The organism is Alkalicoccobacillus porphyridii (assembly GCF_007293315.1).
Taxonomy (GTDB): domain Bacteria; phylum Bacillota; class Bacilli; order Bacillales; family Bacillaceae_D; genus Alkalicoccobacillus; species Alkalicoccobacillus porphyridii.
This window is the reverse complement of sequence record NZ_VLXZ01000022.1, coordinates 1-25,661: the sequence shown is the minus strand read 5'-3', so window position 1 is coordinate 25,661 and position 25,661 is coordinate 1. Positions and strand designations below refer to the sequence as shown.

Genomic DNA, 25,661 nt, shown 5'->3' with positions numbered 1-25,661 from the left:
AAATCTCCTCCACAGATTAACTCGCTTGATTTTTTTGTAAGCGATACATTTGGGCGTATGATCCGTTTTGCTCCATGAGCTCATCGTGATTGCCTTTTTCTACAATCTCGCCACGGTTTAATACCAGGATTTGATCTGCATCCTTAATGGTAGAAAGGCGGTGGGCGATGATAAAGGTCGTCCGTCCCTCTTTAAGAGATTCCATGCCTTGTTGGATAATTCCTTCTGTTTCTGTATCAATACTTGAGGTGGCTTCATCTAGTACAAGAATGGCCGGGTTGGCAACAAGCGCTCGGGCAAAGCTAATTAATTGTCTCTGACCGCTTGATAGCGTGCTACCCTTCTCCTGGACTTCTTCATCTAATCCGTTAGGCAGATAGTTAAATAATTCAGTTCCTCCAACTAAATCAATGGCACTCTCAATGGCTTTTCTTGAGATGTTTGGGTTCTCCATTGAGATGTTTGAAGCAATGGTTCCCGTGAATAAGTAAGGTTCTTGTAACACAATTCCCATATGCTCGCGTAATGCCTGAGGAGATAGGTCCTTAACGTTTTGTCCGTCAATCAGAATTTCTCCTTTTTGGTTATCATAAAACCGGAACAAGAGGTTCATAATTGAGCTTTTTCCAGAACCGGTATGACCCACTAACGCAATAGTTTCACCTGGTTTTGCTGTAAAGGTCAAGTTCTTTAGGACATACTCGTCATCTTTATATGCAAATGACACATCGCGAAAGGCTACCTCTCCACGCGGGCGCTCCATTTTTGAATCATCCACAGAAATACCTTCCTTATTCATTAATTCAAATACACGATCTCCAGAGACCCTCGCTTGCTCTAAGTTAGCAAGCTGATTCACAATCTGGTTAACAGGCTCAAATAGTCGGTTAACATAGTCAACAAAAGCATAGATAATTCCAAGAGTTAAGAAGCTGGCCCATCCGCCACCAACACTTCCTACAACAACAGCAATTAACGCCACAAATACTAGGTTGCGCAGCACACCCGTTAAGTTGTGAGAGGTAAGAGAGTTTAATCTGAGCATCTTTGTTTGATAGCCATAATGCTCGGTATTCAGTTTTTCAAACTCAGTTGAAGTCTGCGGTTCGCGGTTATAGGCTTGAATAATCGGCATTCCTTGAATGTTTTCATTCATGGCTGCATTAATTTCACTAATTTTTGAGCGGATATTCCGGTTGTAGCCGACAGAAAATTTACGGTATAGCTTCATCCATATATATAGAACCGGCAAAAGAACTAACGTAATAAATCCAAGACGTACATCAAGTAGGAATAAGGCAATATATATTCCAATGATATAAATGGCACTCGAGAAAAAGTTAGCGAGCACCGTCATATACAGCTCACGTATGGCTTCTGTGTCATTGGTTACGCGAGAGACAATCTTACCCGCGGGTAGGTGATCAAAGAAGCGCACGGGTAAGCGTGATAAATGATTAAAGGCATCCGTACGGATACGCTGGATGATTCGATTGGCTGATTTTTGTAATAGATAGCGCTGTCCGTATTGAAAAAAGGAAGAACCAACAATAAGTCCAAGATAAATGAGAAGCAATGTGATAATAGGGCGGATTTCAGGGTTATAAAAAGCCATGACCTGATCAGGAGCTAATTGAATAGCCTCTGCTTCAGTGACACCATTGGCATTGGAAACCTGCAGTAGCCCGTCTTGATATGACTTTTCCCCATCAGGGAGTTCCACATCTGTGACATAGAAGGTTAAGCCACTCTGTTGAATAAAAATCGGTTCACCCGTTCGTTCTGTCTCAGGAAGATTCCCCATGCGTGTATATGATGTACCCTTATAATCAACCGATTTGTCTGCAAATTCGACAGGGTACCACGCCTCATCAATGCTTGAAACATGGTTATCAATAATGGTTTTGGCGATAAAAGGACCGGTTAAGGCTGCCGCTACAGATATACTTAAAAGGATAAGAGCACAAATAATCATGTTTTTACTAGTTAAAGCGTATTGATATAATCGTTTTTCCGTACTCATTAGCGCACCTCCTGTTCCATTCCTCTTGTCTGCTGTTGAACTTGTTCGTAATACCAGCCTTGATTTGCCATAAGCTCTTTGTGGGTTCCTAGCTCTGCTTTGTGTCCTTCGTCTAACACGATAATTTGATCTGCTTGCTCAACCGCAGACATGCGGTGTGCCGTAATAATTGTTGTTTGCCCCTCTCTAACCTCGCGAAGCATCTTAACGATTTTTGCCTCTGTTTTGGCGTCCACTGCAGATAGCGAATCATCTAGTATCAGAATAGGTGGGTTAGCAATAAGTGCCCGTGCTATGGAGATCCGCTGCTTTTGTCCTCCTGATAAGGAAACACCGTTTTCACCAACTAATGTGTCTAACCCATCTGGAAGAAAGTCAAGATCTTGCTCAAATGCAGAGATTCTAATCGCTTCATCTAGTTCGGCATCTGTAGCATTTGAGTGCCCGAAAAGAATGTTTTCACGTACTGTTTTTGAAAATAAAATGTGATCCTGAGGAACGTAGCCAATCTTCTCACGCACCTGGGACTTTGTCTGTTTTCCAATTGGTTGTTCTCCAACAGTCAATACGCCTTTACCACTTGGGTAATATTTAAGTAATTGTTTAATGAGCGTTGATTTACCACTACCGGTCTTACCAACAATTCCAATGGTTTCGCCCGATTGGATCTCCAAGCATAAGTCTTCAAGCTGATTAAGCTCGGAAGTAGGATAGCTAAAGCTTAGTTGATCAAATAAGATGCTTGCAGAATCTTCGGTAGCAACAGGCTGCTTCGGTTCTTTTACTGCTTGATCAACAGACAATGTTTGATTAACACGCTGAAGGGACGCACCGCCACGCTGCATGATATTAATTAACTCCCCAATTGCAAACATCGGCCAAATCATCATTCCGAGATACACATTAAACGTAATCAGCTGTCCTAAAGTAATCTGTTGTGCAAAAACAAGATAAGAGCCGTAACCTAACCCAATGACATAGCTTAGGGCCACAACAATATTTACAACGGGTTCAAAAAAGGACTCAATTTTGGCGACTTCTAAGTTGCGCTTATAAACATCTTCACTCATGCTATTAAATTTATTCTCATCCTGTCTCTCTTTACGAAAGGCACGAATGACTCGCATACCCGCCACTGATTCAAGCACTCGACCATTTAAGGAACCAAACGCCTCTTGGGCTTTAGTAAATCGAGCATGAATTTGTATACCTAAAATCGAAATCATAATCCCGATAAGAGGAAGAGGCAAAACAGCTGCTAATGTAAGCTTCCAATCAACAAGAATAATCATGGCCCCAAGGATAATCAGCATAAAAACAACTGAATCTACCAAGGTTAAAATTCCAAAGCCAGCAGTCATGCTTACTGCCTTTAGATCGTTTGTACCCTGCGCCATAAGGTCTCCCGTTTTACGCTTTTCATAGAAGGGCACATCCATGCGCAGGAGGTGGTTCATGAATTTGGAACGAAGCTTACGTTCCACTACTAACGCTCCGCCAAATAACTTCGACATCCAAATATACGTTAGCCCATAGCTCATAAATGTAATCAGAAGGAGAATCCCTGCGTACATGGCCCCACGCTCTAAAGTTAATGATCCAAGCTGAAAATCATCCACCAGCAGACCAAGGAGTCGTGCAGGCATTAAATCAATAAAGCTAACAATGATAAGAAGAATAATAGCAATCGTGTACCTTTTCCATTCCTCCTTAAAGAACCAAGATAATTGACCAAAAACACGGAACATAGACAACACATCCTCAAAATGAATTAAAAAAGACAAACAAAAAAGAGGCGCCGCTGAACACGACACCCCTTGTAAGTAAGAGTTTTTATGCAGCAAACTGATAGACACAGTTTGCCATTAGAACGTTAAAGAAAAAGTTCTATATTGTAACGAAACTGTGTGTGTATAAAATTGTTGTACGAATGATATGCATGTCTTTCATCTCACACAGCTCCTCTCATTAACATTAGTTGGTTAGAATCTTCTTCATTCTACCCAGACATCTTCCATTTGGCAAGGGGAATTCAAAACTTTTAGAAAAATAAAAAGAAGAGCTTGCATTTATTTCTTGCAATGTAAAAGAGACTAGGGTACTGTTAATTGAGAATCATTATTAATTATTGCCTTTTGGGAGGTACTAGGAATGAATAACGAACGACAAAAAGTAATTGATGAACTCATAAGAGAGCGACGATCCGTCACAAGCTTTAAACCCGATCAAGTGCCAACAGATGAGCTGATTGAGCTATTAGAAGTGGCCAAGTGGGCTCCGAATCATAAGATGACTGAACCATGGCGCTTTCTGCTATACACCGGAGAAGGTACTGAAACATTTATCCAAGCATTTATTGAGTCTCAGCCAGCACCAGGCGGACAAATATCGGAAGGAGTGCAAAAGAAAGCAGATCATTTCCGGTCAATCCCAGTTCACTTAGTCGTAATTATGCCCGAAGATCCCCGCCAAAAAACGTGGGACGAAGACCACGCTGCAGTCAGTGCACTCATCCAAAACTTCCAGCTCGCTGCATGGGCAAGAAATATCGGCATGATCTGGCGCTCCAATGATTGGATCTATAATCCAACTTTCCGTGAGAAAATAGGCGTTAAACCTGGAGAAAAAATTGTAGCAACATTAATGCTTGGTTACATCAAAGACGTACCAAAACCTAAAAAACGTACTGATATCAAAGAAAAGCTAACGATTATCAGTGAATAAATTAGCTAAACAGTTTGCCGATTAGTGGATCGGTAAGCTGTTTTTTTGATGGAGAAGGCTGGATACATCGCGAGGAGAGTGAAATACATCGGAAGAAGACTGGATACATCGAGAGGAGAGTGAAATACATGGGAAGAAGACTGGATACATCGGGAGGAGCACGAAATACATCAAAAGAAGTCATTTTTGAAACGATAATAAGTTCCAAATTTCTTCAAAATGTATGGTAAACTTGTAGGGGTTTGTTTGTTCTATACATAGACTACAAGATGAATTGGATGGTGGGATATATGCGTCGTACAAAAAGGGGACTAATGATAACAGGACTGTTTAGTGGTCTTTTTTTAACAGGCTGTTTTGGCAGTGAGCCTGATCCAACTGAAACGCTTCAAACCTTTATAGATCAATGGAATGAACAGAATTATGAGGAAATGTATGCAATGCTTAGTGAAGCGTCAATAGAGGAAACTCAGGCTGAATTTGTCGAAAGAATAGGTAATTTATATGAATCTATGCAACTCAATACCATTCAGGTAGAGGCGACTTTTCCAGAAGATGATGAAAATAGTGACATACCAGAGGGTGAATACAGTGCACCCTTATCAGTTAGTATAAGTAATTCCTTAGGTGACGTTGAATTTGATCAGGATATTCAACTGCAGTTGGAAGAATTAGAGGATGGGGATCAATGGAGTGTAGTTTGGGAAGATGCTTTAGTCTACCCTGCGTATGAGAATGGAGATAGATTCAATGTTACTAACTCGGTACCTGTTCGAGGTGAGCTGTTTGATCGAAATGGGAACGGCTTAGCGGTTAATGGCAATATCGTTAACATTGGCACGGTACCTGAAAGAATTGAGGATCGTGAAGAATTTATAGAGGATTTTTCTGATATGACAGGTGTGTCTCGAGAAACAATTGAAGCAAGGCTTGACCAATCATGGGTAACAGATGGGGCATTTGTACCAATCCATTCAGTGCCAATAACAGAGCTAGAGTGGGCTGAAGAGGAACTGAGGAGTATCACAGGGGCCACTTACCAAATGGCTGATGGTCGTGAATATCCATATGGAGCAACAACAGGGCATTTAACTGGTTTTCTTCGGGATATTACGGCAGAACAATTAGAGGAATACGAGGAGTTAGGTTATAACTCATATGATAAAATAGGCCAAGCTGGACTTGAAAGTGTATTCGAAGAGCGTTTACGTGGAAAAGTTGGCGGGGCTTTAAGATTAATTGATCAAGGTGATGAAGTAAAAGAAACGTTATTAGAAACGGAACCAGAGGCTGGGGAAGATATCACACTTACCATAGATGTGGAATTGCAAGAAGAAATTTTTAATGAACTTGGCGAGGATGCCGGAACAGCTACTGCGATGCACCCAACTAATGGACAGGTACTCGCATTAGTTAATCAGCCTTCATATGATCCAAATCTAAGAGCTGCAGGTTTTACTTCCAGACAGCAACAGGATATTGAAGCAAATGAAGATGATCCTTTAACAAATCGATTCTCTCAAACATTTTCACCTGGTTCTACTTTTAAATTACTAACAGCGGCCATTGGACTCGAAGCAGGAACTTTGGATCCCGCAGAAACGATTGATGTAGATGGGTATAGCTGGCAGCCTGAGGGTGCTGGATGGGGAGGATATTCGGTAACTAGAGTTCATGATTACGGTGAACCGGTTGATTTGCGTAAAGCGCTTGTTTATTCTGATAACATTTATTTCGCCGATCAAGCCCTTAATCTTGGTGAGGACGCGTTTACTGAGGGAGCAGAAGCGTTTGGTTTCGGCGAAGAATTACCTTTGCCTGAATTATTTAATATATCAACGTTAACTGGAGAAGAAGGCTTTCGAAATGATATTCAGCTTGCTGATAGTGGATATGGACAAGGCGAAATACAAATGAATCCACTTCATCTTGGCTTAACCTTCACTACGATAGTTAATGATGGAAGCATCGTAAAACCACTTCTTGAGTTAGATGAGCAGGAGGGCATTTGGAAGGAAGGCGTTATGTCAGCTGAGCACGCTGAGCTTTTGCAGCAGGATCTGATTGATGTTCTTGAAGATTCTCGTGGCACAGCAACTCAAGCAGCAGTTGAAGGTGTACGTATTGCTGGAAAAACAGGGACTGCTGAGTTAAAGCTAAGTCAAGAGGATGACGGGAAGGAGCATGGTTGGTTTGTCGCAGTGAACGTTGATGATCCTGATTTCCTTCTAGTAATGATGGTTGATGATGTTAGTGATAAAGGCGGAAGCGGATACGTAGTAGACAAAGCAGCTGAAATTTTGCAGTCAAATGTTAACTAGAGGGCTGCACTCTTCACGGGCTAATGGCATAGAATACATGGATTGCCCTTATTAAGGAGGGAAGTACATGTATGCAAGAAATCAGTATCAATGGCCTTTATTCCGTTCAACTCGCCGTCCCGGCTGGGGGCCAGGACGCCCGAGACCATATGGAGGATATGGTGGTTTTGGCGGAGCCTTTGGAGGAGGGTTGGTAGGTGGATTTTTAGGTGGAGTGGTAGGAAGTGCGTTGTTCTCGCCTTATGGATACTACAACTATCCACCTTACCCATACCAGCCATATTATCCTTACCCATATCCATATTAGTTAAAAAGTGAACGTGCCTATACAAAACCCGGCCTAAATGGATGCCGGGTTTTTGATATTTTAAATATAGTTCATTTATGAGGAGAATCTGGATAGGGAGTTAAAGGGATAAGAATCGTTGCGTTATTAAGTGAGGGGAAGAGCCAAGCTGATGTAACCAAGAGCCAATGAGTTTAGCAAGAAGAAGGAGTACAGCACCAAGAAGAAAGCCGCAGTAACCAAGAGCGAAAATGCCTTACCAAGAAGAAGAGGCAAAACACCAAGAAGAAAGCAGCTGGTACCAAGAGTGAAAGAGCCATACCAAGAGGAAGAAGCTCCGCACTAAGAAGAAAGCCGCAGTAACCAAGAGCCCAAGAGCGATACCAAGAGGAAGAAGCTCCGCACCCAGAAGAAAGCCGCAGTAACCAAGAGCCAACAAGCCATACCAAGAGAAAGAAGCCCCGCACCAAGAAGAAAGCCGCAGTTACCCAGAGCCAACAAGCCATACCAAGAGGAAGAAGCCCCGTACCAAGAAGAAAGCCGCAGTTACCCAGAGCCCAAGAGCCATACCAAGAGAAAGGAGCCCCGCACCCAGAAGAAAGCCGCTGTGACCAAGGGCGAAAGAGCCTTACTAAGAAGAAGAGGCAGAGCACCAAGAAGAAAGCAGCTGGTACCAAGAGTGAAAGAGCCATACCAAGAAGAAGGAGCACAACACCAAGAGCCAGGCAGCTGGTACCAAGAGCGAAAGAGCCATACCAAGAAGAAGGAGCACAACACCAAGAGCCAGGCAGCTGTTACCAAGAGCGAAAGAGCCATACCAAGAGGAGCCCTGACCCAGAAGAAAACCGCAGTTACTAAGAGCCCAAGAGCGATACCAAGAGGAAGAAGCCCCGCACCAAGAGCCAAGCAGCTTCAACCAAGAAGCCCTCTCCCCAGATTCCGCTCCACGAACACCTCAACCATCAAAAAAAGAAGCGAACAATACATGTCCGCTTCTTTCTAATAAAAATTGTTTCTTAATACCAGCCTGCTCCTCCAACAATAACAAATAAAATAAAAAGCAGGATAATTAAAGCGAAAAAGAATCCGGTGTTGGGTCCCTTTTTGTATCCTTTGTAGCCACAAGCATTATAAGGATACCCATATCCCTTAGGAGGATAATAGCCCCCAGGGTAACCTCCATAATATCCCATGAGTTGTATACCACCTTTCCTTTTAGTACCACCATATGGTAAGGGGCATCAGTTGGTGTGTACAAGTGGAAAAATAGGCTGATTAATTCGCGTAATAGGTAGAGACACCATCGTGAATTGCGTTCGCTGCACTTTCTCTAAAGCTTGAAGACTTCATTCGCTCTGCCTCTTCAGGATTTGTAATGAATCCAAGTTCTAATAGAGTTGCTGGCATTGCTGTGTTTCTTAAGACACTAAAGTTGGCGTCTTTTACGCCTCGGTCTCTTGTCCCTAGTTCACTGACAAGCTCAGTTTGGATGGCAGATGCTAGCCTTTGTCCTTCGGAGCTTGTGGGAAAGTGAAAGGATTCCGTACCAACAGCAGAAGTGGCGGCTGCAGCATTTGCATGGATACTAACAAAAATACTTGCTCCTTCACGGTTTGCAATCGCAGCTCGTTCCTCGAGCTCTATAAATTCATCTGTGGACCTAGTCATAATCACGTTTGCTCCAGAAGCTCTTAGCTTTTCTGCTGCTCGTTGTCCAACATCCAACACAACCTCTTTTTCTTGTAATCCGTTAGCCGTTGCACCGGGGTCACTTCCACCGTGTCCTGGATCTATCACAATAGTTTGTCCTGATACTGAAGCTGGGCTCACGGCGTCAGAAGAACCGCTAGAAATGAAATCAGTAGATACATAGCCTGTCTGTCCTTGGTACTCAATACTTGCCCAACCATTCCCTTCATCTTGATAGGAAACCTGTGATCCAGAAGATAAAGAACCAATGATGGCATCTGATTCAGATGGTCCTGATCGAACATTTAACGAACTTGAGACATCAACTGTTCCTGTTTCATGAGCGGTAGCAAGTGCTGGAAGGAAAAAAGCACTCATTATTAGAACAATAATGAGAAAACCACATCTCATCCCTTTCTCTCTCATAATGTTTCATCTCCTTTGATACTGGTTCACTAGAATGGGTTCATTATACAAAAACGACCACTAGTATCAAAGAATTTGATATATACATAAAAAGGGCGTACGCATCGATAGTCCTACTATACGAGTCATCTCTAGAATAGTATTGTCAAGTTACAAAGGTGTAACATTAAATTAGATAGAGGGACAAGTTATGTTTATAATAAATACAGAATATTGGGAAAATAATAGTTTGCGAGTTTTTAGAATATAATAGAATTAAATGACAAGTTTTGGAGAAATCCTTATACTAAAGAAGGTTTTTTCGAAAAAGAATGAATCTTAGTGAATCCTGTAGAATGAAAGAGGTATCTGTGATGTTTGGAAAAAAGGTAATGCTCTTACTGAGCGTGGTGTTTTTAATTGGCGTTATATACTCTATTTTTTTGCAAACTCGTATTTACCATTATAGTCATCAACAAATAAATGGTGAAGCTGATTACCTCATTATTCTCGGTGCCAGAGTAAAAGGGGAAGAGCCTTCACTTAGTTTGCAATATAGAATTGAAGCTGCGGCTGACTATTTATTAACACATAAAAATACACTAGCCATCGCTTCAGGAGGGCAGGGGCCAGATGAAGATATTTCTGAGGCACTGGCAATTAAACGAGGACTAGAGAAGCTGGGGGTTGAGGGCTCGCGAATTATGTTGGAGGATCAATCCACCTCTACGTATGAAAATATATCCTATTCTATGGCCTTTATAAGTGACCCTTCTCAGCAAGGTATTGTTGTCAGTAATGGGTATCATCTATGTCGAGCTGTATTGATGGCTGAAGAACAAGGGCTGCAAATAACAGGATTAGCCGCAGAAACCCCTGCCATTTCAATCATTACCGCACATCTTAGAGAATATGCCGCGTTAACGAAGTTCTATGCGCAGGGATTATTTCGCTAATCTCAACTACCTCAAGAAGAGGGAGGACGACCAGGCCTTTGTTGCTGGGGAAGCTGTATGGTGAAGCTATCTTTTCCAGGGTGAGTGCTTTCTGGGTAATAGTTATATTGGTCAAGGTATGGAGAATAGGTCTGTACCGTCATCTCATTGGATTGACTGTCTAATGTTAATAAGCGCATAAAGCCTTGACCTCCAGATGGTGCACTTTGATAATCAGCAAGCATTTGATAAACAGCTCGTTCCGCTTTACCATCACCATCATCATCTAAAAGATCCACTGCTTTTGCAGCACCATGATAATGCCCACATAAAACAACTTTTATAGAAGGAAATGCTGTGACAAGCTCCTGAAACAACATATTTCCTTGGGTAGATCGCTTACCATTCGCATGCAAATAATCATGCACATTAAGAAATACCGTTTTATTTGGATTTGCTTCTAAGACGTTTTTTGCCCAGTTGATGTCTTTTTTGTTTATGCCCCAACCAAGATAAAGCATCAAGAAATCTCTTCCTCCAGCTGAAAAGGTGTCATAATGGTTACGATTATTCTCGTAGGATCCAGCAAACGACTCTTTTGAAGAAAATCGGTCATCCCCAAAATAATGAGTAAATTTACTGTAGTCCACTCTATTATGTCCAACATCATGATTACCTGCTAAAACCCCGTAAGGAATCTTCGCGTGATCCAATTTCTTAAATGCTTTATGGGAGATCTTCCATTGGTTTTTTTCTGTGTACTGATCAACTATATCTCCGGTGTGGACAACGTACTTAATTTGCTGGTTATCTTCATTTTTTTTAATCCAATCTGTCATATTCATAAAAATATCAGGGTATTCTTTAGCATAATACTGTGTGTCCGACATCCAAACAATGGTATCCGGTGTAGTCCTAGCTTCAACATGGTCAATAGAGGACTGGCAAATTAAAATAAAGCATAAGATAAGTAAGATTATATAAACACGAGCATTCACGAATATTTTTTTGACCATTTCTATATTCCCCCATTCTTTTTATTAGAATGAACAGATAGGAATGGGCTTATGTATTACATTTGATGGCAAATGTTGAGGGACGGCTTGGAACAAGGAGAGCACTGGCGAAGGAGGTTGGCGGTGAGGTTTGTTCATCATAAAAAAACCGTACCACTAAAATATGAGGCCACTGAAAAAGTCATGTAAGGGTGAGCTGAATGGCACCGCTACAGGAGAACCCTAGCACCCGCAAGAACGGCCTCAGCCCTCAAAGTGGAAAACCACCACTTCGATGTCGGTCTGCCGCGTTCTGTTCCGCAGGAGTCTACGGGTTCACACCCGCTAACGGTTCTGACTTAAACAATTGAAGAACGTTCGCGATCTTATAAAGATAGTTTTTCAGTGATCTCCTAAAATATAGCGGTACGGGTTTAGTTCTATTAGTGGAACAGTCACTTTCTATAAACCTAAATAATGGTACTTGGAACAAGGTTAAAGCAACGTTTATACAGCCATTCGTAATCAGCTACTGTTAAGTCTCGAGGATTACCAATGGTTTGAGGATCGTTCATCGCTTCTTTTGCCCAACGTTCTGTTTGTTTAGGATCCACACCCTGCTCTTCAAGCGTAGGAACGTCAAGCTCCTCCACTAACTTATACATATAAGCAACGGATGCTTTTGCTGCTTCATCTGTAGTCATCCCTGAGGTATTAATACCAAATGCTTGAGCAATTCGAGCAAATCGTGCAGGCGCACCCTTCCAGTTAAACTCCATGACAGGCCCCATCATGGCTGCGACACATTGTCCGTGGGCAACAGGCACCATTCCTCCTAGAGATTGACTCATGGCATGTGCTGCTCCTGCTGATTCACTTCCATAGGAAAGGCCGGCAAGCATGGCGGCTTGTGACATTCCATAACGTGCTTCAAGGTCATCCCCATCAGAATATGCACGTCGAATATAAGCTGCGGCATATTCAATAGCAAGTAACGCTACAGCATCAGTGACTGGCTGTGCATATTTCATGGTATAACACTCCACAGCATGAGCAATGGCGTCAATACCGGTCATTGCCGTCACATGTGGGGGCATTGATGTGTGAAGCTCAGGATCAATAATTGTTAGGTGAGCAGCAATAAGTGGACCACCTGTATTAAATTTATACTCTCTCTGTTCGTCAGTAATAACTGCCCATTGTGTAACCTCAGATCCTGTTCCGGCTGTAGTTGGAATCGTTGTGAGAGGAGGAATTCGATTTTCAAGCGGTTTTTTACCCTCTGCTGCTTCATAATCAAGAACAGGTCCGTCATGAGTAATTTCAACCCCAATAGCTTTAGCAGAATCCATGGAGCTTCCACCACCAACAGCAACTAATCCGTCACAGCCATTCTCACGGTAAAAGGCAGATCCCTCTGCAATTAATCGAGTAGGAGGGTTCGGTTCGACTTTATTAAATAGAACCACTTCAATTCCAGCATTTTTCAGGCTTTCTTCAACAGGCTTTGTTACACCGGCATTATAGATACCAGGGTCTGTTACGAGTAAAGCTTTAGATACACCAAGCTTCTGCACTTCTTCTCCTAAATGCTTAATTGCCCCAATTCCATGTTTAATAGCAGTGGGTAATTCAAATGTGTGAAACCCTAACATTGACTCAACCTTCATATGCATACTCATTTAATCGTCCCCTTTTTAGTTAGTTAAACCAATTAACAGCTTCCGGTTTTGTGTTACGGAAAATATGTTTGACTTCGGTATATTCTTCAAAACCAATCTTTCCGAGCTCTCTTCCAAAGCCAGACTGCTTATAGCCACCCCAAGGTGCTTGTGCAAAGTAAGGATGGAAATCATTGATCCAAACCGTTCCCATGCGCAGCTTATTTGCCACTTCTTCGCCCTTATCAATGTCCTGTGTAAAGACAGCTCCGGCCAAGCCGTAAATGGTGTTATTTGCTTTTGCGATGGCTTCTTCTTTTGTAGAGAATGTTTCAATTGTTAAAACAGGCCCAAATACCTCTTCTTGAACAATTCTCATCTCTTCTGTGCAATTTGTGAAGATTGTAGGTAGGAAGAAGAAACCTTGCTGAAGCTCTGCATCATCCGGCTGTTTTCCTCCAAGAGTAAGCGTCGCTCCTTCATTTTTTCCAATAGCTACATACTGTGCTACTTTTTCGCGATGCTCCGCACTAATTAATGGACCTGATTGGGTGTTAGCATCAAAGCCATTTCCAAGCTTAATTTCTTTGGCACGATTAACGAGTGCTTCAACAAACTCATCATGAATGGATTCTTCAATAAGGAGGCGTGACCCTGCAGAACACACTTGACCCGCATGAAAAAAGACGGCATTGAGTGCCTGATCGATCGCAACCTCAAAATTTGCATCAGCAAAAACGATGTTAGGATTTTTTCCACCTAGCTCAAGCGCAACTTTTTTCACATTAATACTTGCTGCCTGCATAATCGTTTTGCCTGTCTCTATTCCACCTGTAAATGAAATGAGATCAACATCTGTATTTTCGGCAAGTTCAGCGCCGACCTCAGAACCGGCTCCAAGGACTAAGTTAGCAACTCCTTTAGGTACGCCCGCTTCTTCCATAAGCTCAAACACCTTTACAGATGTAAGAGGTGTGATCTCGCTTGGCTTCAGGATTAGTGTGTTACCGGATGCTAAGGCAGGAGCTAGCTTCCAAGCAGCTTGTAGGAGTGGATAATTCCAAGGTGTAATTTGTCCACACACTCCTACAGGCTCCCTGACAACCTTGCTTGTAGAATGAGGGAGTGGACTCTCAATGATTTCGCCGCCATCCTTATCAGCGAGTCCAGCAAAATAGAAAAACACCTGCGCAATATCATCCATATCTGCGCGACTTTCCTCTATGGTTTTTCCGGTATCTAACGTTTCTAGCTTAGCAAGCTCCTCTTTATCACGAACAATAAGCTCACCAATTGTACGAACAACTGCCCCTCGTTCAGTAGCTGGCGTAGATGACCACACTCCGTCATCAAATGCTTTTCGAGCTGCTGCAATGGCCAATTTGGCGTCCTCGCGATTTCCTTCTGAAGCCTCAGCGATGATTTCCTGATTAAATGGATTGATAATTTCACGCGTTTGATTTGTCGTAGAAGGAACCCATTTGCCGTTTATAAATTGGTTCAAATGCATCTGATCACTCCTTATGTTTAATTAAAAACGTTTAATAAAAATTAAATATATTGAATGAATAAAACGTACCATGTTGTTTTTGCTCTGTCAATGAGAACAAAAAAGGGCTTATACCTTTTATTTTTTGAGGAGGTTCATGAGAGGGAGGAAATAAATTTTAGAAAGCTTGGTGGTGTCTTAAGTGGAAAGAGCTCCCCATTTTTCGGGAGCAAATAGCGAGGAGCTAATAATTAGATAACTAATACAATAGAAAAAGCTGAACCATGAATGGATAGACTCCAACACTGTTCAGCTATCAAGCAAGTGGATATTTTAATAAGAAAAAAATATGGTCCTAAGATGGCTCCATGTCATTTTTCATTTGTGATGTTGTACTTCTCATTTATATAGTGGATAAAATCTCCTGATTGAAATTCGTCAACCATGACGTCAAGGAACTCGTAGTATTTAAGTGAGTCAGTTATTTTGTTAAGTTTCCTTTCCGCCTCTGATCGTTCCTGCTCTGTTGAATCCGGATGGTCTAAAATCTTTTGATATTTTGGCTGAGCTTGTTTTACTGCGTGCACATTCACACTAACTTCTCGTTGCCAGCGTTTTGTAAAGAAAGAAGAAAAGAATTGAAAAAAATCTGCTTCCGCTTGGTATAAATCTTTACGTTCCCCTCGCTTAAAAACTTTGTGAATGATCTTATCATCAAGCAACTTGCGGACACCGAGACTCATGCTGCCTTTACTCATACCTGTTTCATCTCTGAGTTCATCAAGTGTCATTGGTCCACCATTCATATAAAGAATAGCGTATATTTGACCAACGGAACGATTTCCCCCATACATATCCATTGTATCAGCTATGCCTTCTTTTATAATTTCATCTGCTAATTGCAGTTCCTGTATCACATCAGATAAATTAGAGTTTTCATTCGCGGACATTCAGTTCACCTCATTTATTAATGTATTAAATGTATTAAATTTATCGAAAGGTAGCAATAGTATAGTCCTTATTTGAAAAGAAACGCAATAACTGCATTGCTTAGTGACAATTTGACAGCTCCGCTAAGTATGGTATAGTTCATATTATAATGTTTAATACATATTAAACGAATTTAACGCATTATACAAGAGGAGGCGATGGATTATCAAACAGAAATGGATCTATGGATGTTTAATTGGAGGAAGTTTAGTAGCCCTAACGGCTTGTGGTAATGGGCAGGGAGCAGGGGAAGAGATCGAGCTTGTGTATGTAGCATGGGACTCGGAGATTGCTTCTACAAATGTGATCAGTCAAGTGCTTGAAGAAGCAGGATATGATGTTGTCATGACGCAGGTGGAGCAGGGGCCAATGTGGAGTAGTGTTGCTACAGGTGATGCTGATGGATTTGTAGCGGCGTGGCTCCCGAATGATATGGCTGCTCACTATGAAGAGTACGCAGATCAAATGGTTGAGCTTGGGCCAAATTTAGAAGGAGCTATCACAGGTCTTGCTGTACCAACTTATATGGAAAATGTGAATAGTATTGAGGACTTAACACCAGATGTAATCGATGCAATTACAGGCATTGACGGAGGGGCTGGTGTCATGACTGCAACTGAGCAAGTAATTACAGAGTATGATCTTGATATAGAACTTACCGCTAGTTCAGATGCAATTATGACAGCATCACTTGGAGAGCACTATCAGAACGAGGATCCTATAGTAATCACTGCCTGGCAGCCTCATTGGATGTTTAATACGTATGAGCTGAAATTCCTTGACGATCCTAAAGGTTTGTATGAAGCAGAAGGTGAAATCCGTACAATGGTACGGGAAGGCTTAGAAGAAGAGATGCCTGAAGCATATAAAATTTTAGATCAATTTTATTGGGAACCCGATGATATGAATGAGGTCATGCTTGAAATCTCGCAGGAGGAAGTAGAGCCTGAACAAGCGGCAACGAATTGGATTGAGCAAAACCGCGACAAAGTAGATGAATGGTTAGAAGGAACGAAGTAACCAAACACGTGATAAGCTTATCGACAAATATTTGTCGATAAGCTTTTTTGTGTCAATAAAGCTTGTATTCCCAGCGTGAGAGATTATGCTTTCCTTTTGCCTGATGGAAGGTCCCATGGTACGATAGACCAAAGAATAGGACAGGAGGAAGGGCCTTGCAGGACTTAAATCAATGGTTTGAAAAGGGACTAAGCCGTTATGCATATATTCATTCAATGGAAGTAAATCAGGACAAGCTTCTCGATATCTACAATCAATTCCATTTAGATCAGCCCGAGAGACAAGCCTTGCATTTGCTGCAGCCTAAAAAGTTAAGAGCTCTTATTCTAACCGCAGACTGGTGCGGAGATGCAATGGTTAATCTGCCTGTGTTTATGAGGATTGCAGACGAAGCTCTAATTGAAACGCGTTATTTCATTCGAGACAATCATTTGGACTTAATGGATCAATATTTAACAAACGGAACGTCTCGTGCGATTCCAATTATTGTTGTCATTGATCAAGAGGGTCATGAGGTTACGACATGGGGGCCAAGAGCTCCCGAATTAGAAGAATTGGTGACTGAAAGAAAATCAAAGCTACCAGACAAAGAGGCGCCAGAGTACAAAGAATCTTTTAAGGTTTTTGCGCAGGAAATGTCATCGTTGTATACGCAAGATCCTACGAGCTGGGACTGGATCAAAAATGATATCTTAAAAACCTTACAGAAAACCATATAGCCTCAGTCAACTGAGGCTATTACTTTAATGATGAATTGACTCCTTTCTATCGAACTCAAGTAGGGTGTTAAAAGGATTAGATTTAGGGTATGGATATAGGATTTATGTGATTTCATTTGATGGAAGGAGGAGTTTTATGCGTTCAACTGCACAAATTAATAAGATTATTGCAAATATCGAGCAGGTTGTAGTGGGTAAAAGGCAAGAAATCGAATTAAGTCTCGTCGCTCTGCTTGCTGGCGGACACGTCCTGCTCGAAGATGTTCCTGGTGTAGGCAAGACGATGATGGTTAAAGCATTAGCTAAATCAATTGGCGCGAAGTTTAAACGAATTCAATTTACTCCAGATTTACTACCTTCAGATGTAACAGGTGTGTCTATATATAATCAAAAAACGCAGGAATTTGAATTTAAAGAAGGCCCGATTATGGCGAACATTGTGTTAGCGGACGAGATTAATCGAACCTCTCCAAAGACTCAGTCTGCCCTGTTAGAGGCATTAGAAGAAGCAAATGTAACAATTGATGGCGATACTCATTTATTGGATCAGCCTTTTTTTGTAATGGCTACCCAGAATCCAATCGAGTACGCTGGAACTTTCCCATTACCTGAGGCACAGCTTGACCGATTTCATGTGAAAATTAAGCTTGGCTATCCCAACTTTCAAGAGGAGTTAGAGGTACTAAATCGTCTTGAAAACCAACATCCTATTGAAAAGCTTGAGGCTGTTATTGACACTTCAGAATTAGTAGCATTAAAGCAACAAGTATCGGCTATTTTTGCCGACCAGGATATTAAGAGCTATTTAATTCGAATTGTCCATGAAACAAGAGAGAATCCATATATTGAATTAGGAGTTAGTCCGCGTGGATCCATTGCATTAATGAAAGCAGCAAAAGCTCTGGCTCTCATAAATGACCGTGAGTATGTGCTGCCTGATGATATCAAACGACTTGCTGTTCCGGTGCTAGCTCACCGTATGATTCTTTCAACTCAAGCAAGAATGTCTAATCATTCGGCAGAAAATATCATTCAGCAAATTCTTGAGAGAGTTGATATACCTACATCTAGAAGAAGGCTTACTTCATCGTGAAGAGAAAATTATCTAAATTATCGCCATTTTTTAAGGGATTGGCAGGCATCCTCCTATTAGCAGGCTGTTATGCATATGCGATGTTTCAAGGTGGATTTGTCAGCTGGTTTTTATTCTATAGCGTCCTACTGATAGGAGTGCTGATAGGGTCATCGATTCTTTTTACCACCCAGATTGTCCCGCAACGAAAGGTATTGTCAACGACCTTATATTCAGGTGACAGTGTTGAGATTGACATTATGTTTCGAAGGAAGATATTTCAGCCATTTACTTACTTAAGGGTTCAAGATATCGTTCCAAAAAAAATAGGGACTTCCTCTGGTCAGCAAGCCATGTTCTTTTTAACCCTCTCGAAGAATATGACCTTCCGTTACCAGATTCATAATCTCAGACGTGGGCTCTATCAATTTGATGAGCTTGAAGTAACCGTAAGTGATTTCTTTGGATGGTTTGAACGAAAACAGCGAGTCTCCGCTCATACGGAGGTACGCGTTTTTCCACGGTACAGCAAGTTAGGACATGCTGAAGCTTTTCAATCACAACAGCAGGCGCAGGGAATGCAAGTGCAACCTTCCTTCAGGGAGGAGGAGAGGTCACTCGCAGGAGTCCGTGATTATGTAGCTGGAGATCGTTTAACTAGTATTGACTGGAAACAATCAGCAAGAAAGCGACAGCTGATGACTAAGGAATTTGAAACATATCAGGGGAAATCAACGATCATTGCTTTTGATCCATATGGGCCGAGCGTTACTGATAAAGCGTTCGAGAAAGCAGTTGAGCAGGTAGCTTCAATGGCTTCCACGTTTATTGATGCGCAAATTGATTCTGAGCTTGCCGTATATTTTGATGATTGGAAGCATGAAAGGATTAAAAGTAGTACGTGGATCTCTGCTTTGACATTGTTATCTACTGTTCAAAAGAACACTTCCCCGGCTCCGAGCTTCCACCGTGTGTACGAACAATGGTCTAATCGCTCGGTTTACTACGTATGCCCATGTCTTGATGAACGAGCATTTTCAACATTAGAAAGGCTGGTCATGGAAAGGGCAGATGTGAAGGTATGTTTGTTGGAAATGGAGCCAGAACAAATCAAGATAGCAGATCGCTTAAGAAATAAAGGAATTGAAACGATCTTTATATCATCATGATTAGGAAGCAAGGGAGGCATTCTGTTGAAGCGAAGTAAGAAAAAACTGCATTATGGCAGGGACAGTCTACTTTATGGACTGAGCTTCTTGCTGTTGTTGGAATGGCTCATGCCCCTACCCATGATGACAGATACAGGACATATATTTGGCTTTTTGCTTGCGACGGCCTTGTTTTTTGTCATTTCATTTTTGCAGGTCCCATTGCTAGCAAGCTTTCTGATGCGAAGCTTTGTGATATTAGGTGGACTTTATCTACTGTTTCCGAGTGGGGGAGTTTCTCCATTTGAGTGGGGCCCGTTATTTGTTTCGGATGTCATGACAAACATGGCAAGGATTTTTTCAGGTGATTGGCAAAACTTATCGGATGTATTTCGAAGTTTTTTGTTTTTTATCTTATTATCTATTATGAGTTTTTTATTATTCTACTGGACCATTTATCTTAGAAAAATATTCTTTTTTCTTTTTTTTACTGTTGTATATGTAACAGTTATTGATACGTTCACTTTATATGACGCTACGTTTGCTATCGTGCGAATCTTTATTATTGGATTTTTGTTAGTAGGGCTGTTAACGATGTATCGCACGCTAGAAAGCTATCATTTCTCTAAGGTACCACGTTACCTAGCAGCACGAATTAGTCTAGTGATTGCTGGGGCTCTTCTGATCATTGGAGTAGCTGGATTAGGGGCACCAAAGCCAGGACCTCAATGGGAGGATCCGGTTCCCTTTATTCAGGCCGCCGTTACGGGAGAGGAGCTGCAGGCAGGAGTTCAACGAATTGGTTATGGTGATAATGATGAGCAACTTGGAGGCGGTTTTGTTCACGACGATACGCCTGTATTTTTAGCCTCAGTCGAGAGAGGAATGTATTGGCGCGGTGAAACCAAGGATTTTTATAGTGGGTCAGGCTGGGAGAATAATACTCCAGAATCACTGGCAGAGTCTCCAAATATGGTAGAATCGGACTCCACTCCGGCAGCTGATCGCGAGTTAAAAGAAGCCCGTGTTCAAATGTCAGGGCAAACGAGATTTCCTCATTTGTTTTACCCGGGTGAGCTTTTTTCAACCACGATTAATGAGAACAATGTGAATTCAATTTCAATTGATGACTTCACAGCTAAAGCAGAAATACGCTCGGGAGATGGCCCTCTTTCATTAGAAGAATATAGCTTTGACTATGTAGAGGCGAGTTATAACATTGAAGAGTTAAGGGCTATTAATGGAGCGGATCCTGCAGAAATCGTGGAGTATTACACTCAATTACCTGATTCGTTACCCGAGAGAGTTCGGGACCTTGCTGAAGAGGTTACCGAGGAAGAAGACAATCGATACGATCAGGCGAAAGCGATTGAGGAGCATTTTGCTGGAGCCGAGTTCACCTATGAAACGGAGGATGTTGCTGTTCCTGAAGCGGGCCAAGACTACGTGGATCAATTTCTCTTTGAAACGCAAAGCGGATATTGTGATAACTTCTCCACTTCAATGGTTGTTATGCTAAGGTCGATGGATATTCCGGCAAGATGGGTAAAGGGATTTACTTCTGGCACACTTGTAGATTCAACCGACGACTTAAATGTTTATTCTATAGACAATTCAAATGCTCATTCATGGGTAGAGGTTTATTTCCCTGGTGAAGGCTGGGTCGCGTTTGAACCAACAAAAGGGTTTAATAACACGTATGAGTTCGAAGAGGATCCAGACTTTGAACCAGATCCACTTGACACACCAGATCCAGATATGGATACAGAAGAAGAACCCGAAGAGCCATCAGCGCCAGAGGAAGAAGAGGAGCAAGAGGAGCAAGCCTCACCTGCATTTAATCAAACAGATGGGACCTCATATGTAGGAGTGTGGATCCTGGTCGGAACAGTCATTGTTACTGCCGGAATCATCTTCTTTTTCCGTAGAACCATTCTTAGCTCATTGATGCTACTTTACTATATCAAGAAACATGATGATCATGAGTATGAGCGAGCATACGAACGATTATTATGGCTGCTGAAGCTGAATGGCTACCCGAGAAAGTCTACTGAGACATTAGGGGAGTATGCAGGAAGAATAGATAGTCAGCTTCAAGCAAATGATATGATGAGCTTAACAAAGGAGTACGAGCGCACACTATACGGTGGCGAAAGTGTGTCCAAAGAGGCTTGGAACGAGCATAAACGAGGCTGGGAGCGGATTGTAAGGAAAATCAAACCTTGACCATTAAGGTGCCCCCTTGTTAAAATAGTTCCGTGTATAGCAGAAGCGAATGATAGTATAAGATTGATTTCACAAGCCAATGCAACGTGCTTTCTGGTATGAAGCGGCTGGTAGTCTGCCTGGGGAAACCGAATTATAGGCAGAGTATCAGCTTTTTTCTTTACGTCGTGCTTAGAATCAGAATGTACAATATAATAGGAAAAGGATGGAATGTCATGACAGAATTTGATCAAGAAATGATTGTGGTTCTCGATTTTGGAGGACAATATAATCAGCTGATTACAAGGCGTATCCGTGATTTTGGAGTGTACAGTGAGCTTCATTCTCACAAAATTACGGCCGAAGAAATAAAGAAACTGAATCCAATAGGCATTATCTTCTCTGGTGGACCGAATAGTGCATACAAAGAAGGCTCGCCTCAGTGTGATCCGGCTATTTATGATCTTGGTATTCCAATCCTAGGTATTTGCTATGGCATGCAGTTAATGACCCAGCATTTTGGTGGATCAGTTGAAGCGGCTTCACATCGTGAATATGGAAAAGCTTTAATCAACGTTCAAAATCAATCTGAGGTATTTAAAGGATTACCTATTGAACAATCGGTATGGATGAGCCATGGTGACTTGATTGTTGCACCACCGGAAGGCTTTGTGGTAGATGCCTCTAACCCATCTTGTCCTGTTGCTGCAATGAGTAACGAAGCAAGAAATCTTTATGGCGTTCAATTCCATCCAGAAGTACGTCACTCAGAATTTGGGGACGAGCTTCTTAAGAACTTTACCTTTGAAGTGTGTAAAGCTAAAGGTGAATGGTCAATGGAGAACTTCATTGAAGTAGAAACAGAGAAAATCCGTGAGCAAGTCGGCGACAAGCATGTTCTTTGTGCTTTAAGTGGCGGCGTAGATTCTTCTGTGGTTGCTGTACTTCTACATCAAGCAATAGGAGATCAGCTTACGTGTATGTTTATAGATCATGGCTTGCTTCGTAAAGGGGAAGCAGACAGTGTCATGAAGACGTTTAGTGAAGGCTTCAACATGAACGTTATCAAGATTGATGCTGCGGAACGTTTCCTTTCTAAGCTTCAAGGCGTCTCAGACCCTGAACAAAAACGTAAAATTATTGGAAATGAATTTATTTATGTATTTGATGAAGAATCAGCCAATCTTAAGGATATGGACTTTCTTGCGCAAGGTACGTTATATACAGATATTATTGAAAGTGGAACAGACACAGCGCAAACGATTAAGTCACACCATAATGTTGGTGGCCTTCCTGAAGATATGCGCTTTGAATTAATTGAGCCACTGAAAGCATTGTTTAAGGATGAAGTTCGTAAGGTTGGAACGGAGCTAGGCATTCCAGATGAAATTGTGTGGAGACAGCCATTCCCTGGTCCAGGCCTAGGTATCCGTGTCCTTGGTGAAATTACCGATGAAAAGCTTGAAATCGTCCGCGAATCCGATGCAATTTTACGCGAAGAAATCAAAAAAGCCGGACTCGATCGTGAAATCTGGCAGTACTTCACCGCGCTTCCTAACATGAGAAGTGTAGGCGTTATGGGAGACGCAAGAACCTATGACTACACAGTAGGAATCCGTGCCGTAACATCAATTGACGGCATGACATCTGATTGGGCCCGCATCCCTTGGGATGTATTAGAGTTAATTTCAACAAGAATTGTGAATGAAGTAAATCATGTCAACCGCGTAGTGTATGACGTGACGAGTAAGCCACCTAGTACGATTGAGTGGGAGTAATTAAAATAAGCTTAGAATCCTTTATTTAAAAGGATTCTAAGCTTATGATTTATTTATTACTAACGACTTGCACATATTATTCTTCTAATCCAATTTCATAGTAATCTTTATTGGTGAGTTTTTTTTCCAGTAAATCCCCTTCATATTTTTCTTTGACAAAATAGTTTTGAAGATCAAATTCATCCTCAAGATACACGTCAATAATTCTTTGAAATAATGATCTTGCATAACCTTCAGCAGAATGTACCAAGTATGGTATAAGGTTTTTTGCTACATAACCATTATGAACAATTTGGTTTCTAGACTTATATATATAATCTATTGTCAACTTAACTTCGTCTTTTTTACTCAGGAGTATTTGTAAAGCCTTTTTATTATCTTGATAAAAATTAAGAGTGTCTTCAATACTATCTAAAAAGCTTTCTTTTGTGGTGTAAGAAGATAATTCCTTCATTCGTTTGTAAAATTTCACTAATGAAACTGTTGAATCTTCAGATCTTGCTTTGAAAATATATACATTCTCTAAAAATTCATCAGGAATATTAATTGATTCATCATTATTATATGAGCTTCTAGCATAATGTTCAGTTAATAAAAAGAGATCATGAATCGGTCCGAATTTTTCCCACAGGAAGTACATGTTAGATATTGTTTCTTTAATAAAAGTAAATTTTGACTCATTATTTTTCTTTGAAATATTTGCTAGACTTTCGATGCAAATCCAATAATTCAACAGCTTATTTTCCTCTGTTTCCCAAGTGGACTTAGACATCAATTGTATTACATTAATAATTGTATTTGACTCTATAAACATGTTCCTCTTTTCAAGGGTATCAATTACGTCTGAATAATTTTTCATTTCTCTAAATTTATCAGCACTAAAATGTATAGGGTTACCTTTACTGAGTTTTCTTCTAAAAACTTTCTCATCCCTATGAAGATTAAATGGCATCCTTAAACCACCAGATTCAGTATCAACTTTTTTTCTTCCTATATACTCTCCATTCCAAAAAAATTCTTTGCGTTTATTTGCAAATTTCAAGTTTAATAAACTTAAAAGAATTGAATATTTTTCTTCTGCTTTTTCATATGCCACATTTATAGAAATTGCATCTACCTGAATTATTACATTGCATCTACTATCATTTTTAAATTTATCAACATCATCCATTTCTTTTTCTGTATTAAACGTTTCATCGGCAAAATCATTAATCGGAAGTTTATTTTCTCGAAGTGGATCATACACATCAAATCCAAATAGAGTGTAGTTTTCATCTTTCAGATGAGAAGCAATCATTCCCCATACAGGGAAAATAAAAAGATAAGCGCTCTTCTCAACTAACAAATTTTCTCTAAGCAACTCCAATCTATCTTTGAGAGTTAAATTATCATTATATTCTTTGGCTTGCTCGGGAGACAGATCACTAGGTGTAAATTTGAAAAAGATAACGATTTTTTTTTCAAACACACCATATGTTTGAAAAATATCAGTAAGTAGATCTTTTATATCTTCTACATTTCTTCCTGAAGTAACCAAGTCTACAATAATATCCTTAGTTAAGTTTTTTATTTTAATTCTGTCCTTTTTAGAAAATAATTTTTTTTTGAAAATTACTAGTAAATCATCAAATATCATCTGGGCAAAATTTTCTTCAGCTATTTTTCTTGTAAGTTCTTTAGCAATAACATAAACTGATTGACTATCTTTCTTTTCCAATCTATTTTTTAAAATAAGTAATTCGTCTCTGTATAGTTTCATATGTTTTTTACTAATAAGATTATCAATTAAATTCAAATAAACTTTTCTGTTATTATCACTTTCAAATTTGTTTAGTTCATATTCATTAATAATATCTAGTAAAATAGTTCGTATATTAACTATATCAATTCCTAAAGTACCGTTTTCAACTTTTTTTGAAAATATTTTCCACGCCTCGCACCAGTATTCCAGTGCTTTACTGTAGAGTGGATCTTTATTGAAATGATCTAATTGCAAAAAACTACACCTCACTATCACTGAGTTATATTAAAAAAGGAAGGTTATATATAGTCTATTTAATTATAGCATCAATTATTTTGAGCTCTGTATATAAATCATTGAGTGGGAGTTAATAAAAATGCCCTAAAAGGTGGTGCACCCCAAAAGTTAGAGGACAAATCTAACGTTTGGGGTGTTTTTATATGAGTAAATATAGTGAGGA

The 25,661-nt window shown here is 40.7% G+C and carries 19 protein-coding genes; 10 read left to right on the top strand and 9 right to left on the bottom strand.

Annotated features, from left to right (window positions below; genetic code table 11):
- Positions 1–16: 16 nt before the first annotated feature.
- Both FN960_RS20225 and FN960_RS20220 read right to left on the bottom strand, forming a co-directional pair.
- The gene (locus tag FN960_RS20225; protein ID WP_143850681.1) at positions 17–2,023 is read right to left on the bottom strand and encodes an ABC transporter ATP-binding protein; all 2,007 of its coding nucleotides are present in this window, start codon (positions 2,021–2,023) and stop codon (positions 17–19) included.
- Positions 2,023–3,771: an ABC transporter ATP-binding protein gene (locus tag FN960_RS20220; protein ID WP_143850680.1), complete on the bottom strand. Its 1,749-nt coding sequence runs from the start codon at positions 3,769–3,771 to the stop codon at positions 2,023–2,025. Before FN960_RS20220 ends, FN960_RS20225 begins: the two co-directional genes overlap by 1 nt.
- A gap of 403 nt (positions 3,772–4,174) precedes the next feature.
- Here FN960_RS20220 and FN960_RS20215 point away from each other — a divergent pair, with 403 nt between their 5' ends.
- The 3 genes from FN960_RS20215 to ymaG all read left to right on the top strand — a co-directional run bounded on the left by FN960_RS20215 (position 4,175) and on the right by ymaG (position 7,375).
- A complete protein-coding gene (locus tag FN960_RS20215) occupies positions 4,175–4,747 on the top strand; it encodes a nitroreductase family protein (RefSeq protein ID WP_143850679.1) in 573 nt (190 codons plus the stop codon).
- Between the two features lie 290 nt (positions 4,748–5,037).
- Positions 5,038–7,068: a penicillin-binding transpeptidase domain-containing protein gene (locus FN960_RS20210; protein ID WP_185971124.1), complete on the top strand. Its 2,031-nt coding sequence runs from the start codon at positions 5,038–5,040 to the stop codon at positions 7,066–7,068.
- 67 nt (positions 7,069–7,135) lie between these two features.
- Complete coding sequence (gene ymaG, locus FN960_RS20205; protein WP_143850677.1) at positions 7,136–7,375, top strand: inner spore coat protein YmaG; 240 nt, start codon at positions 7,136–7,138, stop codon at positions 7,373–7,375.
- 995 nt (positions 7,376–8,370) lie between these two features.
- Here ymaG and FN960_RS20200 read toward each other — a convergent pair.
- The gene (locus tag FN960_RS20200) at positions 8,371–8,547 is read right to left on the bottom strand and encodes a YjcZ family sporulation protein (RefSeq protein WP_143850676.1); all 177 of its coding nucleotides are present in this window, start codon (positions 8,545–8,547) and stop codon (positions 8,371–8,373) included.
- 82 nt (positions 8,548–8,629) lie between these two features.
- Positions 8,630–9,469: an N-acetylmuramoyl-L-alanine amidase family protein gene (locus FN960_RS20195; protein WP_143850675.1), complete on the bottom strand. Its 840-nt coding sequence runs from the start codon at positions 9,467–9,469 to the stop codon at positions 8,630–8,632.
- A gap of 353 nt (positions 9,470–9,822) precedes the next feature.
- Here FN960_RS20195 and FN960_RS20190 point away from each other — a divergent pair, with 353 nt between their 5' ends.
- Positions 9,823–10,404 (top strand): YdcF family protein, encoded by a 582-nt coding sequence (locus FN960_RS20190; protein ID WP_143850674.1) that lies wholly within the window; start codon positions 9,823–9,825, stop codon positions 10,402–10,404.
- A gap of 11 nt (positions 10,405–10,415) precedes the next feature.
- Here the strand turns inward: FN960_RS20190 and FN960_RS20185 are convergent, their stop codons facing one another.
- The 4 genes from FN960_RS20185 to FN960_RS20170 all read right to left on the bottom strand — a co-directional run bounded on the left by FN960_RS20185 (position 10,416) and on the right by FN960_RS20170 (position 15,478).
- The gene (locus FN960_RS20185) at positions 10,416–11,399 is read right to left on the bottom strand and encodes a metallophosphoesterase (protein ID WP_143850673.1); all 984 of its coding nucleotides are present in this window, start codon (positions 11,397–11,399) and stop codon (positions 10,416–10,418) included.
- Positions 11,400–11,848: 449 nt separating this feature from the next.
- Positions 11,849–13,060, bottom strand: a complete 1,212-nt coding sequence (gene gbsB, locus FN960_RS20180) for a choline dehydrogenase (protein WP_143850672.1) — start codon at positions 13,058–13,060, stop codon at positions 11,849–11,851.
- A gap of 19 nt (positions 13,061–13,079) precedes the next feature.
- On the bottom strand, positions 13,080–14,549 hold the full coding sequence (gene betB / locus FN960_RS20175) for a betaine-aldehyde dehydrogenase (protein ID WP_143850671.1): 1,470 nt from the start codon (positions 14,547–14,549) through the stop codon (positions 13,080–13,082).
- A 350-nt stretch (positions 14,550–14,899) separates the two neighbouring features.
- The gene (locus tag FN960_RS20170; RefSeq protein ID WP_143850670.1) at positions 14,900–15,478 is read right to left on the bottom strand and encodes a GbsR/MarR family transcriptional regulator; all 579 of its coding nucleotides are present in this window, start codon (positions 15,476–15,478) and stop codon (positions 14,900–14,902) included.
- A gap of 304 nt (positions 15,479–15,782) precedes the next feature.
- Here FN960_RS20170 and FN960_RS20165 point away from each other — a divergent pair, with 304 nt between their 5' ends.
- From FN960_RS20165 to guaA, 6 genes are all read left to right on the top strand, one after another.
- Positions 15,783–16,538 (top strand): glycine betaine ABC transporter substrate-binding protein, encoded by a 756-nt coding sequence (locus tag FN960_RS20165; RefSeq protein WP_260682085.1) that lies wholly within the window; start codon positions 15,783–15,785, stop codon positions 16,536–16,538.
- A gap of 155 nt (positions 16,539–16,693) precedes the next feature.
- Positions 16,694–17,257: a thioredoxin family protein gene (locus FN960_RS20160; protein ID WP_143850668.1), complete on the top strand. Its 564-nt coding sequence runs from the start codon at positions 16,694–16,696 to the stop codon at positions 17,255–17,257.
- A gap of 136 nt (positions 17,258–17,393) precedes the next feature.
- The gene (locus FN960_RS20155; protein WP_143850667.1) at positions 17,394–18,350 is read left to right on the top strand and encodes an AAA family ATPase; all 957 of its coding nucleotides are present in this window, start codon (positions 17,394–17,396) and stop codon (positions 18,348–18,350) included.
- A complete protein-coding gene (locus FN960_RS20150; RefSeq protein ID WP_143850666.1) occupies positions 18,347–19,498 on the top strand; it encodes a DUF58 domain-containing protein in 1,152 nt (383 codons plus the stop codon). The genes FN960_RS20155 and FN960_RS20150 overlap by 4 nt, the downstream gene beginning before the upstream one ends.
- Positions 19,499–19,522: 24 nt before the next feature.
- Entirely contained in the window at positions 19,523–21,703 is a 2,181-nt protein-coding gene (locus FN960_RS20145) for a transglutaminase TgpA family protein (protein WP_260682084.1), read from the top strand.
- 215 nt (positions 21,704–21,918) lie between these two features.
- Positions 21,919–23,460, top strand: a complete 1,542-nt coding sequence (gene guaA, locus FN960_RS20140; RefSeq protein ID WP_143850665.1) for a glutamine-hydrolyzing GMP synthase — start codon at positions 21,919–21,921, stop codon at positions 23,458–23,460.
- 76 nt (positions 23,461–23,536) lie between these two features.
- Here guaA and FN960_RS20135 read toward each other — a convergent pair whose 3' ends face one another.
- The gene (locus FN960_RS20135) at positions 23,537–25,456 is read right to left on the bottom strand and encodes a hypothetical protein (RefSeq protein ID WP_143850664.1); all 1,920 of its coding nucleotides are present in this window, start codon (positions 25,454–25,456) and stop codon (positions 23,537–23,539) included.
- Positions 25,457–25,661 lie beyond the last annotated feature (205 nt).